Below are 16,494 nucleotides of genomic sequence, written 5' to 3' on the forward strand. Positions count from 1 at the left end.
TATATTAGTTACGGCTTGGGTAAATACCCTCGTAGGCAATGATATAATTAACCGCCAGGTAAGGATTCTGGATGCTGAATGGCTGACTGCCACCGGCGATACCTACTGTAACACTACCAGTCACTTTTGCAGGAGCTAATGTAGTCGTGTTGTCAGCTACCGCATAACCTTTGATCGGCTGCGCTGTAGGACCGCTACCGATATTAGGCAGTTTTGCAGGAACCATGGTGGCGTCAGGAATATTGGTTGTACCAGCTGCTGTTGACGCAGCAGGATTTACAGTCAACGAGTTTACCAGTGCAGTATGATTATGCGCAGGCATTTCGGTGATAATCAATGTATGTGTTTCGGAGCCGCCTAACTGCCCCCATGCATATGGCTGCAGTCCTGGTCCCTGGCCTACTCCGATCGGTGCACGGCCTCTCAGGTCTGGCAGGGCGAAGGTAGTCTGGCCATTACCACCATATGTAGTACCTAATAAAGAGAAAAGCGCCGTATTCTGTGCAATTGACATGATTTGTCCCTGGCAGAAATACCATCCTCTCGGGTTGAAATTTCCCCCGAATATTGCGATGAGTGCCATAAAAACGTCCATAGTCTTGTGGTTTTGATTATTGTGAGTGAAGAATAATGAATTGTGATAAGGTCTGCCTGTTAGTTCCGGCTTGGATAGATGCCATATAGCGCTATGCCATAGTTCATAGCCAGATATGGGCGTTGAATACTAAACGGTTGACTGCCACCGGCGATGCCAATGGTTACAGAACCTGATACTGCTGATGGCGCCAGTATGGCGGTGCTATCGCCTACTGCATAACCTTTGATTGGCTGCGCCGCAGGGCCGCTGCCGATATTTGGCAAGGTCGCCTCTACCAGGGTACTGCCAGGGATATTGGTAGTAGCAGCTGCTGTAGAAGCAGCAGGATTGATCGTCAGGTTGCTTACCGTCACGTGGTTATGCGCAGGCAGGTTTGTCATGATGAGCGTACGCTGCTCTGTACCTGCCATCTGGCCCTGCACATAGGAGGATAGACCAGGGCCTTGTCCTGTACCGATAGGTGTACGTCCTCTAAGATCGGGTAGCGCAAATGTGGTCATACCATCGCCGCCATACGTGGTCCCAAGGAGGCTAAACAAAGCTTCGTTTCCGCTGATCGCCATCTGCGTGCCATCGCAAAGATGCCAGTTCACCGGCGCAAAGCTTTCGCCAAATAGGAAAATGATTCCCATGAATGAATCCATAGTCGATTATGTTTATTTAAATAGTTGAATTGCTGAACTCGGGAAAGTTCATCGTGTGGTTATGTTGCGCAGAAAGTGCGGCTAAAGGGCCGATCATACTATTGGTAGCAGCGGTATAGACGGATAACGCTTCGGCAGGTTGATTTGCCAGGTCGATAAACTCCTGTAGGGCCAGGGCACATTCCTTATTGGCTGTCAGACGTTTGTAACGTCGTGTATCAGTTGGCTGTGCGTACTCCTTGATATAGGGTTTCCCTGCATTCCAAAGTTGGTTGCAAGTTAGCTGATTTTTTAAATAAATACTATTGAATGTATCTACCCAGGAACCTGCCGTTCCCGTTATCCTGAATCCCGTTGAAACTGGCTGCCGCTGACCGCGGTCCATCTGTAAGGATAAAACCTGTCCCTGTTTAGTCGTTAAACGGATGGTACTGACCTCACCTGACTGGTACATCAGCCTCGCTTCTCCTGTCTTTGCATGTGGCTTGTTAACGGCAAACGTCTGCGTTTGCTTTACTATCTCCAATGACACAAAAGGATTGTCTTTTCCCACGCCCAGCATCCTGGTGGCTGCCAGTGCGGGATAAACAGGATAAGGAGCAGCTTCGCCTTCATGGACAGCTGGCAGTACATCGTAACGTGCGCCTGCGCGAACAGCCTGTAATTCACCGAAAAGACCAGCTTTCGCCATATTGGCCGCAGCCTGCAGATCAGAACGATAGCTGTCTTCTTCCAAAGTGAAGTACTGACAGCCGGTCTGCTCACTGATGCGGACAATGTCCTTGTGCTCTTCCAGTGTCGTACCCATAATGGCGCCACAAGCTACGTGTTTGCCTGCCAGCATCGCTGCCTTGGCTATTTCGTAGTGCAGTTGCCAGGGGGCCGCTATGATCACAGCATCAATGTCTTTTCGGGATAATAAGTCGCTGTAGCTGTTTTTAAAGATCTCCGGACGGCTATAACCTGCTTCGCTGAACAAGTGCAGGCTTTGACGGATAGCTGCCGGATCTGTGTCACAGATAGCCCTGACGTCAACATCTTTATGCTGCAGGGCATGCGCAAGATATTGTTGTCCCCAGGGACCAAGACCAATAAAACCGGTACGTAAGCGGGAACCTGTCCCTGCCGTCAGATATGATGGCAGAAAGGTAAGTACAGGGGATAAAATGGCGGCATTCTTCAAAAAATGCCTTCTACTGGTTGTATGCATAAGGAACTATTCCTGTTTTTAGGGCTTCGTTTGTAACAGTCTGTTAGGTTCCAAAAAATGAAGAAAGTGATGCTCGTGCTCTAGTTGTCCCTAGAAATGTAAGGTTTTCAATAGATTAGGGTCAAAATTACGTATACAAAAAATGCTCAGACAAAGATATATGTTCTTTTTTTTAGGAAGCAAATAATTTTTAAATGAGTATTTACCTGTATATGAGCGCGTCTGGCCGGTTAGGAGCGCTACTTATTTGATCGGATAATAGCCTGAAGCTTAATACGAGGGCGTATTTTACCAGGTTGTACCATTAAACCGCCACTACACCGTTATTATCCCCTTATTTCTTCGTTCCGGAACGGACAGATATGGCCCTGATAACGGCGTAATAACGGTATAATACGGCGGCTCAGACCTTTAGAACGTACAAAATGCTGCAATCGCCCTCCATTACCAGAATTTCCCTGGTATACAATTGTTAACTGAACAAACTACTCCCCTCCCGCTACTTACTCGGTACTAACATTTTAAGCTGTTTTATAAAAAAATCTTAATTTTATTCTCTGAATTTCTATTTCTATACCTTGTTAAAGATATTTTCCTAACCTTGTATAGGAATTTGTCAATCTATTGAAGCGAGCTGACACTGTAATAGGAGAGCCTGCCAATTGCTATGAAACCGTTCAACAAAAAAAGAATTACAGCTATAATATGAGTAACAAACCGACTGATTTTACGTGGAGTAATGAGCCGAATCCGCATCACGTCCGCGTTAGGCAGATTCTTAAACAACATCCCGAAGTGAAGGGTCTTATAGGGAAAAATCCCTATACATTTTTGGTGATCGTCGGCCTCGTGGCAGCACAGGTAGGTCTTTCTTACTGGTTGCGTGATGCTTCCTGGTGGCTGATTATCCTGATGTCTTATGTGGCAGGTGCGTTCATCAGCCATGCATTGTGGGTAATGATCCACGAAACCAGCCATGGACTTATATTTAAAGGTAAAGTACCCAACTTACTGGCAGGTATCATCGCCAATCTGCCGCATATCTTCGCCAGTTCCGTGTCTTTCCAGCGTTATCACCTGAAGCACCACGCTCACCAGGGTGAACATGACCTGGATGCCGATCTGCCGGATTTCTGGGAAGCGAGACTGGTTAGTAACAACCCATTCAGTAAAATGCTGTGGTTCCTGTTCTTCCCGATCTTCCAGATCACCCGTACTGCCAGACTGAACATCTCACTGTTTGACCGTTGGGTAGCGATCAACTGGATCATCCAGCTGGCTTTCGATGTAGCCATCTTTGTTTTCTTCGGACCAAAAGCACTGATCTATATGCTGATCAGCTTCTGCCTGTCCGTTGGTCTGCACCCACTGGGCGCACGCTGGATCCAGGAACACTACCTGACCCTGGACCCCGTACAGGAAACTTACAGCTACTATGGTCCGCTGAACACAGTGGCCTTCAACGTAGGCTTCCACAATGAGCACCATGACTTCCCATCTATTCCGTGGAATAAACTGCCACAGATTAAGAATACAGCACCTTCTTACTATGATTCGCTGCTGTCTCATAAGTCCTGGACCAAACTCTTCTTCTGGTTTATATTCGATCCTAAACTGTCTCTTTATTCACGTGTACTGAGAAAAGAGAAAGTGAAAATCGTGAAGGAAACAGAAGCAACAGCCAATTAGGAATTAAGAATTAGGAATTAGGAATTAAGAATCTATAGTGTCCGGTAAAAATATGGGATTAAGTCATAAAAAAAGGAGGCCGAGGCCTCCTTTTTCAGTAAGTTTAAGTTACCACACTAGAACTTACTTATGAGCAAAAGTAAATTTTTTTCCGGACAGCCGATTTTTAATCAACTACTTTCTTTTATACCAACCACGTTGATAGATAAAGTCTGTAGAGAGACAAACGCAGATTACTATTATAAGCATTTTAAGGCTTTTGACCATTTGGTAACAATGCTATTTAGTAGTTTTCATCAGTGTACTTCATTACGAGAGCTTCATACAGGATTGTTAGCCAACCAGCATCGGCTTCACCATTTGGGCATTAAACATACCCCGCGTCGAAGCACTATTTCCGATGCTAACAGGACGCGTCCGGTGGCGTTTTTTGAAAAGCTTTATCATCGTCTATATAACCATCATTATCAAGCGTTTTCCCCGGACAGCCGAAAGAGAAAATCGTTGGTTGACCGGTTATTCATAGTGGACTCGACGACGGTCAGCCTATTTTCTAATGTAATGAAGGGGGCAGGTGTAATTAGAATGGACGGCAGAAAGAAGGGAGGAATAAAGGCGCACGTATTGATGACGGCCAAAACAGAACTACCAAGCTTTACTATTCTGACGGAAGCTGCCAAAAATGATAGAATCATTATGCCACAGTTAGAGCTCTTGCCAGGTTCTATAATAGCCATGGATAGAGCTTATGTGAACTATAAACTCATGAAGGAATGGACTGAAAAAGAGATCACGTGGGTAACTCGTGTAACCAAGAGTATGAAAATAAAATTATTGACACGAAACAGATTAAAAATACTCAATAAAAGAAAAGGTATCCTAAAAGATTGGGTTATTCAACTAGGTAACCCTCTAACAGAGGAGAAAAGTCCTGTACAGACGGCGCGTGTAATCAGCATTTACGATAGAAATACAAAAAAGAAAATACATCTGTTAACAAACAATTTTACTTATACGCCGACAACGATCAGGAAATTGTATCAAAAGCGATGGGCAATCGAAATGCTTTTTAAAAGAATTAAGCAGAACTCTCAATTAAACAATTTTTTAGGTGAAAACAAGAATGCTATAAGTATACAGCTCTGGTGCACGCTAATAAAGGATTTACTGACAAAGATCGTAAAAGACAAGCTGACAGAGAAAGGGAGTAAAAAATGGTCTTTTAGTAACCTAACTGGCTTTCTAAGGTTACATCTTTACACTTATATCCACCTAATGAATTTTCTGGCAGAACCCGAGTATGCACTTTTACAGCATAATAAGGGGCCAGATCAGATAAACCTGCAATTGAAATTATTCTCCTTTTAAAAAAAGAGGGGGGCTTACTTTTATAATAGCAGTAAGCCCCTCCCATCTATATTGAGTTTGAAAGGAATAAAGGGGTAATCCCAATTTTAACCGGACACTATAGAATTAAGAATTAAGATATTTAATGCCGCCCACTAGATAATAGTGAGGTGGCATTTTAATTTCAGGTCAAAGGCATCTCCGCTGCATTACAATTCTTAATTCTTAATTCCTAATTCTTAATTCTTTATAACAAACGTATACCTGCCACTGCTGCTCCCCTCCTTATACATCAGCAGAATGCGGGTCAGCGGTTTCCGTGACCAGTTATCCGTCAGGCGCTTTTCATCCGGCGCTTTACAAGGAAGCAGTTCTGTTTTTACCTCCCATAACTGTGGGTCGTATGTTAACTGCACAGGAGCAGCCCCCTGAACTTTGAATAGAATGATCCCACGCTGACTGACATCCACCGGACAAACAGTCATCAATGTCTGTGTAAGCGACGTGCTGCTGCCTGTTAAAGTAAATTCATCCGTAACAGTTACCTGGCCCTGCTGTTTATCCATCCTGACCGCTCTTTCCCAACGGACAACTCCCGCCTCCGGCGGATAAGCCCCCGCAATATCCATCTGCAGAACGGCTGACTGCTGGTCCTGATGATATTGTACATCCCTGGCGCCAAACTTCCGTCCCTCCTTCTGCTGAATATTATTGATCGTAGGCAGGTTATGATAGGCAGAGCTGTTATACCAGAGCTGGTATCTTTCCTTTGAGAATGTCTTTGCCGTATAAGTCCCCAGGCCGGCATCGATAATAACAGGTTGTCCGGCGGCATATACGATGAAATCGCCCACATCATTATGGTTATGGCTTTCGCCGTTATGACCGCCATGACTGGCCACAAGCAGGCCGTTTCCTGCGCTTGCTGCCATGAGCTGAATACTTTCCAGCCAGACGTCCGTTATAACTGGTTCCTTACCTTCACTGCGGGAGCAATCCATCCAGGCCTGCATATTGAAAAGCATCCTCGGTTTGGCGAAATCACCGGAAATAGGCGTCCTGATCGGGTACCTGTGAAATGCCCAGGCGCCGAAGTCCCTCATCACAGGATCTCCCATCAAACTTCCCATACGGTATAACAAAAGTCCGTCAGTAGGAATCACCGGAGAAGCATCCGCCACATTGATATAGTAATTACCGGCGATATGCATTTTATAGATATAGGACGCCATGTTACGGATGATCGGGGCGTCATAGACCTTTATTTTTCCACCAGTGGCACTTTCTAATACGGTGAGGGCGTCAAACACCCTGCCGGCAGCACCCGACCAGTAAACAGGGCCTTCATCCACAGCGCCATCCTCCCCCATAAAATTGATATAATGGTCCAGCAGATGTAAGGCATGTTCCAGTTCTGACACACGGCGTTCATTACTCTTTTCCAGCAACAACAGACTTGTCATCCAGTTGCTGATCACCCAGGGATTCCAGTTATTAACGGGATATTCCTTTGTTCCCTTTTTCAGATAATAGTACCGGTCACTGTCTTTCTCCAATGGCGTCAGCATACGACGGTTCACTTCATAATAAATACGTTTTCGCAACAGCTTGGAATAAGTATCCAGCTGCGCACCCAGCAGGTAATCAGTCAGGGCAAGTACAGTCGCTGTTTCACTGACAAAGAGATCCACAGAAGGATCTTCCACATCCACCAGGTCAATACCTGCTTTCTGAAGGTATAAGTGACCAGGCGCCCCCCAGTAACTCTCTTCACATATCGACCAGATACCATTGACGATGGCCGTCAGAAAACGCCCCTTCTGCTCAATCGCTTCGGCGACTGTCATAGTAAACAACTGGTCTCTCTTTCTGAAGGACATTTCCTCATAACGGGAACGGTCTCCGTTCTTCTGGTATTCCATCATCATGGAAGCAGGTATAGCCACAAAAGGAATCTTGAGATAGGTTTCCGCCTGACGAAGTATACTCTGTTGCACGGAATCAGGTAATATACGTTTCCAGCCTGCAGCATCCAATGGAAAAGGATGCCATTGATCAGCAGGTATGAGCGCAGCTTCCAGTTGCGGACGGGTAAAATGACTTAATATGTTTCGGGGTTCCTGTGCTACCGAGCGATTGCTTATACTATTCAGCGACACCAGCAACAAAAGGGATAAAAGATACTTCATGTGCCAAATATAAGCTTTGCTGCCACTATTATCCGCCTGGCAACACTCCTTACCTGCTGACCGACAGGAAACGCCTGTTGACCGATTCAGGATCAGACCCGCCTCAGTGAGCACGTAACTTTGTAGTGCATTCTCATAAAACACTAAATGAACAAGTCATGAAAAAGATTCTTTTCGCAGCGGGTGTTTTGCTTATTTCTACAGCAACTTTTGCTCACAATACCCCAAACAGCGATAACAAAAAAGGTAAAAAAGCAGCACGTAAAGAACAAACAGCACAAGTCAACGATTTTGTGAAAACGCAGTTTTACGAAGACTTCCCGGATGCGACCAACATTAATTTTGAAAGAACAAAATATTTCGACGAAGCATCCTTTACAGCAGGTACACATCAGATGAGAGCTTACTATGATATTCGCAATGAACTGGTAGGTACGACCGAAGACAAATCCTTCTCCGATCTGCCGGCAAATGCACAACGTGAGATCCAGAAGAAGTATGGCAATTACAAAGTGGAAGAAGTGATCAACTACGACGACAACGAATTTAACAATACGGATATGACAATGTTTGATACGGCCTTTGAAGGTGCAGACAACAACTTTGTTGTATTAAGAAAGAACGGTCAGATGTTAATTGTGAAGGTTGATATGGCGGGAAATGTTTCTTACTTCAAAGCACTGAAGTAAAAAACAACAAAGGCGTCCGCCAGTGGCAGACGCCTTTCCCTTTTATAACTTATGGCCTGGTGACCAGTATAAGCGTATTAGGATCCTGTTCTTTATCTTTCTCATGCAGACTGTCCAGGAATATATCCGACACCTGATTGAGGAAGTAGACCGGTTCTTTTTTATGCAGATCTTTGTCCGCGTCATCGGTATACAACAGCTGTTCTTTAAAAGGAAAATCCTGTCCGACCATATCATCTTCCGGACGATCTCCTCTCAACAATACCGGCAAGCCATGTTCAAGCATCGCCATAGAAGAACCACTCTTGCCAAACAGGGCATAGTCTGCACGGGATATACCAATATCGGCTTTCAGCATGTAACCGGAAACAGATTCCTCTGATTGAAATCCACAATCCGTCACGTTCTCTTTGCCCAGTAATTGCCTTGATATCTCCAGCGCTTTTTCCTTATGTGCACCTCCATCTCCGATCACCTGCAAACAAACCGTCTTTCCTGTTTTCTCGCCGATAGCCGTCAGGAAATCTATCTGTCGCTTATAATCTTCCAGCGAAGAAGTAAAGGTGCCAAAATGAATCGCGGTAATATTACCGGAACGATCATTTTGCATCGGAGGCGGCGTTACAATAGGAATGTTGCTGAACAAAGGGATCAGGTTCACATCCTTCCAGCCCAGGTTCTTTTTATAGATACCGATGGAAGTAGTCACAGATTCCGGTTTAATCGCAGCAAGCATCTGTTTGATGATCAGTTTCTGTAAAAGCCCCAGCATCTTCAGTTTGAAATTGCTATAACCATACAGCCCCACCCAGAGTTCATGGAACATAATGTGCCAGCGGAAATTGCCATCAATGCGTTTCAGGTGATTACTGAAGGAGAAAGGCAATCCTCTTTTCTCGAAAGAGAAGGGTACATATTGCAGACTAACCCATTCAGGTCCGAACTGCTTAATAAAATCATTCGCGTAATCAAAACGCTTACGTTCGTCCATAGCAGCAGGCAGACGAAGTACGGGGACATTCATTTCATTGCTCGCCTGACTGCCGTGATAAACGGCTGTGATTCTTCTATCATTAAGTGCTACGATTGCAACCTCGTGTTGCTTACGAATTAATTCACTTGCCAGGCGTCTTGAATAGTCCCCCACGCCATCCCGTCCCGGTTCCAGAGAACCACAGAGAAAAACTATTTTCACATTACAATTATTAAGGGTTAGGTTACCAAAAACATTATCCTGTCTTTCGTTGGTTCAAATACGACTCATCGTTGTGCAGAAGAAATATGTGATAATATTACTTCAAATAAAGGGATAACAAAAAATACGCCATCGGTCGGCGAACTAACAAACACATGCAGAGCTCCCCTATTTTAAAAGCACGTTAAAATAACGGCAGAGCCAGACACCATTATGGATAGAGATGATTTACTATTTATAAAAAAAAATATTTCTGGTATTTTTCCACTGACCGTGATAATACCATCATATTAAATTGATAATATATCTCAAGATTCCCGTATTGGGTATGCTTAACATCAGGGTTCTACAAAAGTTAAGATATTATTATTTTATAAGTGAAGCATATAGGTTGGCACGTCCATATATCGAAGGGCGTTCTCCGATCTTTTCTATGTGTCCGTATCCCGCTGCTGAGAATAACTTTTTCAGACGGGTAAAACTAAGCGGATAAGGTACCCATACCGGTACAGGGGTGTCTGTATCATATTCTACCATCACCAGTATACCATCAGGACGTAAAGCTTTCTGGAGTTTACGTACAAATGCTGCCTGGTCTTTCACATAATGCAGGGCATTTGCCATGATAATACCATTCAACGATGCAAATGGCAACTCATGTTTTACAAAATCAAGTTGATAAGGACTGACTTCTACAACTGAGGGAGCAGGTATATGCAGATCAGGCGACATTGCTTTATCTACTGCATAGATAGTACTACCTGCGGGAAGATAATGCGCAAGCGCCGCTGTAAACGTACCTGATCCGCAACCGAGATCTGCCCAGGTAACAGGTGTATCAACAGATAGATCCTTATGCTGTATTAACTGAATAGCTTCCTGTAATTTCATGACGTTGCAAAGTAGTCATTTTACGGCGGAAGCTATTCCCAGTGTTCTTCCATTTTCTGATAGTTTTTCTTACTGACGGTGGAGTGCTTCCTTGACCTGGAATGTCCGCGTTTCTTCCGGGCATTGATATTATTCACGAGGGAATTCTTTACACCCAGTTTATTCTTTTTCGTACTTCCTTTTTTGCGCGTGGTACGCTTCCGCCCACGGGTTTTCTTTGTCCTTGTCATTGCATATTATTTACAGAAAAACCCGACAAAAAGCATTCCGTGACCAGCAGCGATCAGTGCGCATGCGCGAGCACATACCTGCCCCTGGCCTTTCCTGCCAGCACAGCGTCCAGCTTTTCAGGCAATGCATCCAGACTGATCTCTTCCACCATGCTATCGAGCTGCGCAGGCTTCCAGGAAGTACCCAGCAGTTCCCATACCTGCTTCCGGATCTCCATAGGCGCCTGTACCGAATCGATTCCTGCCAGTGTTACACTACGCAGGATGAAAGGGAATACAGAAGTATGCAGATCTGCGGCGGCTACCATACCACAGGCTGTGACTATACCGCCATAATGCGTGGCTTTTAACATACCGGAAAGTATAGATCCGCCAACAGTGTCGATCCCTGCAGCAAAGCTGGGCGCCGACAATGGTTTCTTATCGAAGGTGGCTGAGAATTCATCTCTGGGGATGATACGTTTTGCACCCAGCGTATCCAGTAGAAAGGCCGTTTCCTGTTTGCCGGAAATGGCGGCTACGCTAAAGCCATTTTTAGCCAGTATAGCGACGGCAATACTACCGACGCCTCCGGTAGCTCCACTGACAGCTATTTCGCCATTTTCGGGTTGAATACCTGCTTTTAACAGCTGATGGACGGAGAGTCCGGCAGTCAGTCCGGCGGTACCAAAACACATTGCTTCTTTCATAGACAATCCGGATGGCAGTTTCAATGCCCAGGCGGCAGGGATACGGATGTATTCACCGAAACCACCCCAGGTATTCATCCCCAGGTCCCATCCGGTGACCAGCACCTCCTCTCCTTCAGTAAACAAGTCGCTTTTTGAATTCACTACTACACCGGCAGCATCGATACCGGGTACATGCGGATATGTTCTGGTGACGCCTTTATTACCTGCGGCAGAAAGAGCGTCTTTATAGTTGACAGACGAGTAACTTACACGGATCAGCAGTTCATGCTGTGGCAGCTGATCGGTACGCAGTGCTTTGATTTCTTTTGTAAATTTACTCTCCTGCTCGTTGATCAATAGCGCCTTAAATAGTTCGTTCATCTTTTTATTTTTTATTAAAGTTGAGCGTAAACAAGAAGAAAAACAAGTAGTTACATTTTGTTCCGTACCGGACAAAAATTGCCGTAATACTGATAATCAGCAAAATATTATTTATGGAAGAGATAGGCAGTACAGAGTTTCAATGTCCCTCAGATGTCTTTTTGCAGATCATTAAAGGGAAGTGTAAAACCACCCTGATCGTCCTGATCAAAAAAGGCAGAAACAGGTTTGGAGAAATGCGCAGGACATTACCCACTATCAGTGAGCGGATGTTATCAAGACAACTGGACGAACTGGAAAAAGACGGAATCATCCGCCGGGAGAGTTTTCCGGAAGTGCCGCCCCGGGTAGAATACTTTCTGACGCCTTATGGAGAGACGATTTATCCGATTATCCGGGAGATGCGCAAATGGGGATATATCCACCTTGAAAAGCAACAATCTGATGTATAAAAGCAAAGGGCAGCTGAATCAGCTGCCCTTTGCTTTTATACGTTTCATATCCGGATCAGATATGCCATTTCTTTACTTTTCCATCTACTTTAGTCGTATGACCAAAAATCCTTTTGTTGATCGCTTTTCTGAGTTTGCGGGAAGAATTACCTGCCATACGCTTCAGCTTTTTTGACAACGTTGGTTTGGTCTGTACTTCCTCCAGTCCGGCGTTCAGTAATTTTTCATGACTATAAAACGCCCCTTTTCTGACGATCCTGTCCAGCTGCTTCACACACATGTAGCTGTTCACACGTTTCTCAAACAGGCGGCCGCCATACACCGGGTATCGCTCCGTATAGTAGTGATAATGATTATAGATATCAGCGTGCAGACGCTGTGTTTCCACCATAAAACACTGATCGGAAAAACCGTGTGTATAGAAGAATTCATCATCTTCTCTGGAAGTATACCAGGTACATTCGATGTTTGTATCTACGCCGCGTGCACTGGCTACGAAAATGTTCCTGTCATTTTCCATACGCTCCACAGATTCATCTATCCATGGCACGGAATGCGGTTCGATAAGACAGTCGCCGGTCAGATAAACCAGGTATTTACCCTTTGCAAGAAATACAGCAGTGAGCGGACCTATACTATAGTAGTAGCCGTCATAAAAATCGAGTCGGAAACTGTTCCGTGTAATAGAGAACTTTTTAAGGATTTCCTCACTGTAATCCTCGCTGAAATAGTAGACGTCAATAATGCCTTTCTGTACCGCCTCTTTAGCATACCGTTCAACAGTAAGGCGGTCTTTGACATTATTAATGATCAGACCTCTTTCGAAAAAGTCATAGTTACACTGCCGGATAATGCGTTCCAGGCGGTTTTCCTTTAGAATGCGCTCCCAATCACCTTCATAACAAATAGTAAAGAAGGATACGGTTTTGCGTTCTTTGGATATCATGGTCATATAACGTGTGACAAATTAAGCCGGTTGACAGATACTTCATGATCTGGCATAGATGGTTGATTTCTTCCGATATTAGTTCGCCAATCCGGGAATAGTGTTAAAAAGCTGTCGGGCTTTAGTTTTTCGTGAGTAAGAGTCTGTAAGCGTTGTCTGCTTCTCCTCCTTTAACCGGCATAGTGAAACTCCGGCATAACTACACATAACAAGCTGATTTCCAGCAGACTAAAGTCAATAGTGATTATTATAATGCAGTAAATGTACGAAATGTCGTGCAGAATAGGACCAGCATACCTCCGAAGTACGCAATATATCAGCTGATTCCGCTGTTTGAATCTCCGAATATTTTTACCGGGAAAGTGTAATGAAAGGACGTGAAAAGCTATGTCATTTATTATCATAGAATTAGCCTCTTATCAGGTTAACACCGTTCTGTTCCGCAAACGTTTGTAATGTTCAATATAATAACTGATGTCCAGGGCCGGATTGTATTGTACCGCATGAAACTCGTTCAGTCTTATCCTGACTATTTTACCATCCTCCAGCAGCAGTACAAGCAGGTATTTGACCACTCTCCCACGCCTGATAACGATATAGGTATCCAGTATATTTTCCCATGAATACATGCGTTCGTTGTGCATAATACCGGTCACCTTTATCTCCAGACGGGTATTAGAAAACAGCTCTTTCAGGTTATCCAGTATAATAAACAGTAACAGACTTCCAGTCAAACAGGCCAGCACAATACCAGTGCCATCCAGGTGATCCTCCCGGAATAGCTGGAACAGGAAAAAGGAAAACAACAAACCTGGTATAATGATACCAAGTATCAGATTGATCCTGAAAGTACTGGTTTGCAGAAAGAGCTTGCTTGTGTTTACGTCTGCCCTGACCGCTTCATAGTCTTCACCCGCGATATCTGCGGTTGAACGGATACTGGGTTGCCGGCGGAGTATGCGGCTGAAGATGTTCTGCCGGGCTGATTCCTGTTCATATAACAGCCTGTAAAGCGATTCCTTTAATGCTTCTCTTGTCATGGTATTATTGGGGATCTTACTATTAATATTTGCTAAGCGGATAGCGGTGTATCCACACAATGGTGTTTTCCAGATACAGGCTTCATAGCATTCCTGGCCTGATCACATGGGAGAATGCGGAACAAGGTTTCGTTTACGGGATCCATAGGGGGCGGATTATTTTATTTCTTTTTCGGCTTATAAATTAATACTTCTACCCGCATATTTTTTAATTTTTCTTCTAAATTCTGTGGATACGGGTAAATCAATTCACTATTTCCCATACCCCTTGCCGTTATCTTATCGGCAGGTAGCCCATATTGTATCAACAGCTGCTTTACCAGCTTAGCCCTGTTTATAGATAGTTCAAATGGCGGGGTACCTGGTTCCACTCTAAGATCGGCAGTAAAGTTTACATGTCCCCTTACCTCAAAGGAATAACCATTATACGCTGACAGCAGCTTAGCTGTCTGTTCAACGGTATATACGGATGGCGGCATCAGGATAGCCCTGTCAGGTTCAAACAGGATATTCTGTAAGGCAAATTTCTTCACCAGGATCTCATTTGGATGCAGACTATCGATGGTACCAGTAGTATTACTCCCGATAGCGTCCATTTCATCCGGACTATCAGCAGATGCTTCTGTTGCCGGCAACTGGCGGCTGATGGCTCCTTTTTCAACACCCTGTTGCATTGAGGAAGTATTATCGGCACTCTTCTGCCAGCTGATCACCACACAACGGTTGAGCGAGTCAACATGCTCAACAGGAGATAATTCCCCTTCGTTATGCAGGTAGAAGATTGTCCGGGGATGAAGGCGTTTGAGATAAACACTCACCGCTTTCAGTCGGGCAGCTGCCAGTTGCACGTTATAGGTAGTAGCACCTATGGTATCAGTATGTCCGCTAAGATCAGCTGTGCCGGTAACGGGAATGGTGTTTAATGTCTGTTTTGCCGTATCGGATAGTTCAGCGCTGCCAAATGGGAAGTAGATGGAAACCTTTTGCTGAGCGTGTAGGCATATAGTTAAGGACAGGAAAAGAAAGGTAATAGAGAGTATTCTGGACATAGGTTGGGTGTGTAATTTATCACAAGGTATAAACAAAAGACAGCTATTTAAGGTTGCTTTTTGCTGCCCTATGGATGAAGGGTCCAGAACACTGATTGGTTGGTGAAACTAAAAGCTTTCACGGAACGATAGGAGTTAACTTACAGTTCATCATAGACGATCGTCTCTTCCTTTAAGGCTTTCAGCATCAGCTGCAGTTCATGCTTTAAACCTTCTTCTGAAGGACATACAGGGACTAATGAATCTATCGTCCAGAAATTGATCTCTCCTTTTTCATTATAAAACACTTCGTGAAGACCATATTCATACGCTCCGGATTCACTTTTTCGTTTTATTACGCTGTAATTCCAGGACATCTGTTTTTATTTTTTATCTGCTGAAACCTTTGCCCAACAAGAGTTACGGGCATAAAAAAAGGCAGCTGTTTTCAAGCTGCCTTTTTAACCGGGTGATTGAGGGGTCTCGAACCCCCGACCCTCAGAACCACAATCTGATGCTCTAACCAACTGAGCTACAACCACCGTTTGTGTGACCGTTTTGTTTCGATCGGGATGCAAAGATAGCAAAATACTTTTCTAAGTTCCAAATAATTTCTTCTTTCTTTGTAAAATAATTAAAAATCTCATTGATGTCAGTGTACTTCATTCCGCTCTTAACCGCGCTAGCAGGCTGGTTTACAAACAAAATAACCATCTCTCTGCTGTTGAATATTTTTTCAAAAAAGCAACAACAATTTGCTGATCAGGTAGCAGATTTTGTCTCAAAACAACTTTTTTCCTTCGACGATATTCGTCGTCAATTAGCCGAACCAGAGAAAATAAAAAGTATGATTCCGGTAGTTGAAGTACATATGGATACTTTTCTGCGGGAAAAATTACCGGAGGCAATGCCTGTATTTAAAATGTTCATCGGAGACAGCACCATCCAGCAAGTAAAGAAGGTGTTGGTCGCAGAACTGGATAACATGTTTCCTGAAATTATAGATCAGTATCTGCAGCATACCGCAAAAGAACTGGATGTACGACAGCTGATCAGCAGGAAAATAATGGGTATCTCCGGCGAACAGTTAAAAGAACAGATCAAAGGTTCGCTCAGGAAAGAACTGCGGATGGCTGAACTGGCAGGCGCGCTTTTCGGTCTTGTAATCGGATTATTACAGTTAATGATTGCCCTACACCACACTAACTGACCATTCATCATAAATAGCAATAGTTTCTATATGAGATAAATATTTTTGTCTCTGGTCTCAACAATTTAGGTCTCAATTAACACC

The 16,494-nt window shown here is 44.2% G+C and carries 17 protein-coding genes and 1 tRNA gene; 5 read left to right on the forward strand and 13 right to left on the reverse strand.

The genetic code is table 11. The features are described 5' to 3' along the window. Positions 1-4: 4 nt before the first annotated feature. Genes CPIN_RS29005 through CPIN_RS29015 form a run of 3 tightly spaced genes read right to left on the reverse strand, consistent with a single transcriptional unit; the run spans position 5 to position 2,452 of the window. Positions 5-595 (reverse strand): phage tail protein, encoded by a 591-nt coding sequence (locus CPIN_RS29005; protein ID WP_012793450.1) that lies wholly within the window; start codon positions 593-595, stop codon positions 5-7. A 59-nt stretch (positions 596-654) separates the two neighbouring features. Further along, positions 655-1,242, reverse strand: a complete 588-nt coding sequence (locus CPIN_RS29010) for a phage tail protein (protein ID WP_012793451.1) — start codon at positions 1,240-1,242, stop codon at positions 655-657. A 16-nt stretch (positions 1,243-1,258) separates the two neighbouring features. Next, positions 1,259-2,452, reverse strand: a complete 1,194-nt coding sequence (locus CPIN_RS29015; RefSeq protein WP_012793452.1) for a Gfo/Idh/MocA family protein — start codon at positions 2,450-2,452, stop codon at positions 1,259-1,261. Between the two features lie 705 nt (positions 2,453-3,157). Here CPIN_RS29015 and CPIN_RS29020 point away from each other — a divergent pair. Then, the gene (locus CPIN_RS29020) at positions 3,158-4,141 is read left to right on the forward strand and encodes a fatty acid desaturase (protein ID WP_012793453.1); all 984 of its coding nucleotides are present in this window, start codon (positions 3,158-3,160) and stop codon (positions 4,139-4,141) included. A 129-nt stretch (positions 4,142-4,270) separates the two neighbouring features. Further along, positions 4,271-5,509 (forward strand): IS4 family transposase, encoded by a 1,239-nt coding sequence (locus CPIN_RS29025; protein WP_012792032.1) that lies wholly within the window; start codon positions 4,271-4,273, stop codon positions 5,507-5,509. Between the two features lie 218 nt (positions 5,510-5,727). Here the strand turns inward: CPIN_RS29025 and CPIN_RS29030 are convergent, their stop codons facing one another. After that, complete coding sequence (locus CPIN_RS29030; RefSeq protein ID WP_012793454.1) at positions 5,728-7,677, reverse strand: heparinase II/III domain-containing protein; 1,950 nt, start codon at positions 7,675-7,677, stop codon at positions 5,728-5,730. A gap of 158 nt (positions 7,678-7,835) precedes the next feature. On the opposite strand from CPIN_RS29030, the gene CPIN_RS29035 reads away from it, so the two are divergent. Further along, on the forward strand, positions 7,836-8,366 hold the full coding sequence (locus CPIN_RS29035) for a hypothetical protein (RefSeq protein WP_012793455.1): 531 nt from the start codon (positions 7,836-7,838) through the stop codon (positions 8,364-8,366). Positions 8,367-8,415: 49 nt separating this feature from the next. Here CPIN_RS29035 and CPIN_RS29040 read toward each other — a convergent pair whose 3' ends face one another. The 4 genes from CPIN_RS29040 to CPIN_RS29055 form a co-directional block, all read right to left on the reverse strand. Then, on the reverse strand, positions 8,416-9,561 hold the full coding sequence (locus CPIN_RS29040) for a glycosyltransferase family protein (protein ID WP_012793456.1): 1,146 nt from the start codon (positions 9,559-9,561) through the stop codon (positions 8,416-8,418). Positions 9,562-9,927: 366 nt separating this feature from the next. Then, positions 9,928-10,452: a class I SAM-dependent methyltransferase gene (locus tag CPIN_RS29045; protein WP_012793457.1), complete on the reverse strand. Its 525-nt coding sequence runs from the start codon at positions 10,450-10,452 to the stop codon at positions 9,928-9,930. Positions 10,453-10,484: 32 nt separating this feature from the next. Continuing rightward, positions 10,485-10,682, reverse strand: a complete 198-nt coding sequence (locus CPIN_RS29050) for a hypothetical protein (RefSeq protein WP_012793458.1) — start codon at positions 10,680-10,682, stop codon at positions 10,485-10,487. A 53-nt stretch (positions 10,683-10,735) separates the two neighbouring features. Beyond that, positions 10,736-11,734: a YhdH/YhfP family quinone oxidoreductase gene (locus tag CPIN_RS29055; RefSeq protein WP_012793459.1), complete on the reverse strand. Its 999-nt coding sequence runs from the start codon at positions 11,732-11,734 to the stop codon at positions 10,736-10,738. A gap of 113 nt (positions 11,735-11,847) precedes the next feature. Between CPIN_RS29055 and CPIN_RS29060 the strand changes: the two genes are divergently transcribed. Continuing rightward, the gene (locus CPIN_RS29060; RefSeq protein WP_012793460.1) at positions 11,848-12,186 is read left to right on the forward strand and encodes a winged helix-turn-helix transcriptional regulator; all 339 of its coding nucleotides are present in this window, start codon (positions 11,848-11,850) and stop codon (positions 12,184-12,186) included. Positions 12,187-12,241: 55 nt separating this feature from the next. On the opposite strand, the gene CPIN_RS29065 is transcribed toward CPIN_RS29060, so the two are convergent. The 5 genes from CPIN_RS29065 to CPIN_RS29085 all read right to left on the reverse strand — a co-directional run bounded on the left by CPIN_RS29065 (position 12,242) and on the right by CPIN_RS29085 (position 15,742). Further along, positions 12,242-13,138, reverse strand: coding sequence for a glycosyltransferase family A protein (locus CPIN_RS29065; RefSeq protein ID WP_012793461.1), 897 nt, complete (start codon positions 13,136-13,138; stop codon positions 12,242-12,244). A 413-nt stretch (positions 13,139-13,551) separates the two neighbouring features. Continuing rightward, positions 13,552-14,172 carry a hypothetical protein gene (locus tag CPIN_RS29070; RefSeq protein ID WP_044219963.1) on the reverse strand — a complete coding sequence of 207 codons (621 nt, stop codon included), beginning with the start codon at positions 14,170-14,172 and terminating at the stop codon, positions 13,552-13,554. A gap of 161 nt (positions 14,173-14,333) precedes the next feature. After that, on the reverse strand, positions 14,334-15,221 hold the full coding sequence (locus tag CPIN_RS29075) for an OmpA family protein (RefSeq protein WP_012793463.1): 888 nt from the start codon (positions 15,219-15,221) through the stop codon (positions 14,334-14,336). 140 nt (positions 15,222-15,361) lie between these two features. Then, positions 15,362-15,577 carry a hypothetical protein gene (locus CPIN_RS29080; protein WP_012793464.1) on the reverse strand — a complete coding sequence of 72 codons (216 nt, stop codon included), beginning with the start codon at positions 15,575-15,577 and terminating at the stop codon, positions 15,362-15,364. Positions 15,578-15,668: 91 nt separating this feature from the next. After that, positions 15,669-15,742, reverse strand: a tRNA-His gene (locus CPIN_RS29085). Between the two features lie 107 nt (positions 15,743-15,849). On the opposite strand from CPIN_RS29085, the gene CPIN_RS29090 reads away from it, so the two are divergent. Continuing rightward, positions 15,850-16,410: a DUF445 domain-containing protein gene (locus tag CPIN_RS29090; protein ID WP_012793465.1), complete on the forward strand. Its 561-nt coding sequence runs from the start codon at positions 15,850-15,852 to the stop codon at positions 16,408-16,410. Positions 16,411-16,494 lie beyond the last annotated feature (84 nt).

The sequence above is a fragment of the Chitinophaga pinensis DSM 2588 genome (assembly GCF_000024005.1).
Taxonomy (GTDB): domain Bacteria; phylum Bacteroidota; class Bacteroidia; order Chitinophagales; family Chitinophagaceae; genus Chitinophaga; species Chitinophaga pinensis.

Bases quoted from the DNA above. Each gene is read 5' to 3' on its own strand.
- CPIN_RS29005 (WP_012793450.1), bottom strand. From the start codon at position 595: ATGGACGTTTTTATGGCACTCATCGCAATATTCGGGGGAAATTTCAAC.
- CPIN_RS29010 (WP_012793451.1), bottom strand. From the start codon at position 1,242: ATGGATTCATTCATGGGAATCATTTTCCTATTTGGCGAAAGCTTTGCG.
- CPIN_RS29015 (WP_012793452.1), bottom strand. From the start codon at position 2,452: ATGCATACAACCAGTAGAAGGCATTTTTTGAAGAATGCCGCCATTTTA.
- CPIN_RS29020 (WP_012793453.1), top strand. From the start codon at position 3,158: ATGAGTAACAAACCGACTGATTTTACGTGGAGTAATGAGCCGAATCCG.
- CPIN_RS29025 (WP_012792032.1), top strand. From the start codon at position 4,271: ATGAGCAAAAGTAAATTTTTTTCCGGACAGCCGATTTTTAATCAACTA.
- CPIN_RS29030 (WP_012793454.1), bottom strand. From the start codon at position 7,677: ATGAAGTATCTTTTATCCCTTTTGTTGCTGGTGTCGCTGAATAGTATA.
- CPIN_RS29035 (WP_012793455.1), top strand. From the start codon at position 7,836: ATGAAAAAGATTCTTTTCGCAGCGGGTGTTTTGCTTATTTCTACAGCA.
- CPIN_RS29045 (WP_012793457.1), bottom strand. From the start codon at position 10,452: ATGAAATTACAGGAAGCTATTCAGTTAATACAGCATAAGGATCTATCT.
- CPIN_RS29050 (WP_012793458.1), bottom strand. From the start codon at position 10,682: ATGACAAGGACAAAGAAAACCCGTGGGCGGAAGCGTACCACGCGCAAA.
- CPIN_RS29055 (WP_012793459.1), bottom strand. From the start codon at position 11,734: ATGAACGAACTATTTAAGGCGCTATTGATCAACGAGCAGGAGAGTAAA.
- CPIN_RS29060 (WP_012793460.1), top strand. From the start codon at position 11,848: ATGGAAGAGATAGGCAGTACAGAGTTTCAATGTCCCTCAGATGTCTTT.
- CPIN_RS29065 (WP_012793461.1), bottom strand. From the start codon at position 13,138: ATGACCATGATATCCAAAGAACGCAAAACCGTATCCTTCTTTACTATT.
- CPIN_RS29070 (WP_044219963.1), bottom strand. From the start codon at position 14,172: ATGACAAGAGAAGCATTAAAGGAATCGCTTTACAGGCTGTTATATGAA.
- CPIN_RS29075 (WP_012793463.1), bottom strand. From the start codon at position 15,221: ATGTCCAGAATACTCTCTATTACCTTTCTTTTCCTGTCCTTAACTATA.
- CPIN_RS29080 (WP_012793464.1), bottom strand. From the start codon at position 15,577: ATGTCCTGGAATTACAGCGTAATAAAACGAAAAAGTGAATCCGGAGCG.
- CPIN_RS29090 (WP_012793465.1), top strand. From the start codon at position 15,850: ATGTCAGTGTACTTCATTCCGCTCTTAACCGCGCTAGCAGGCTGGTTT.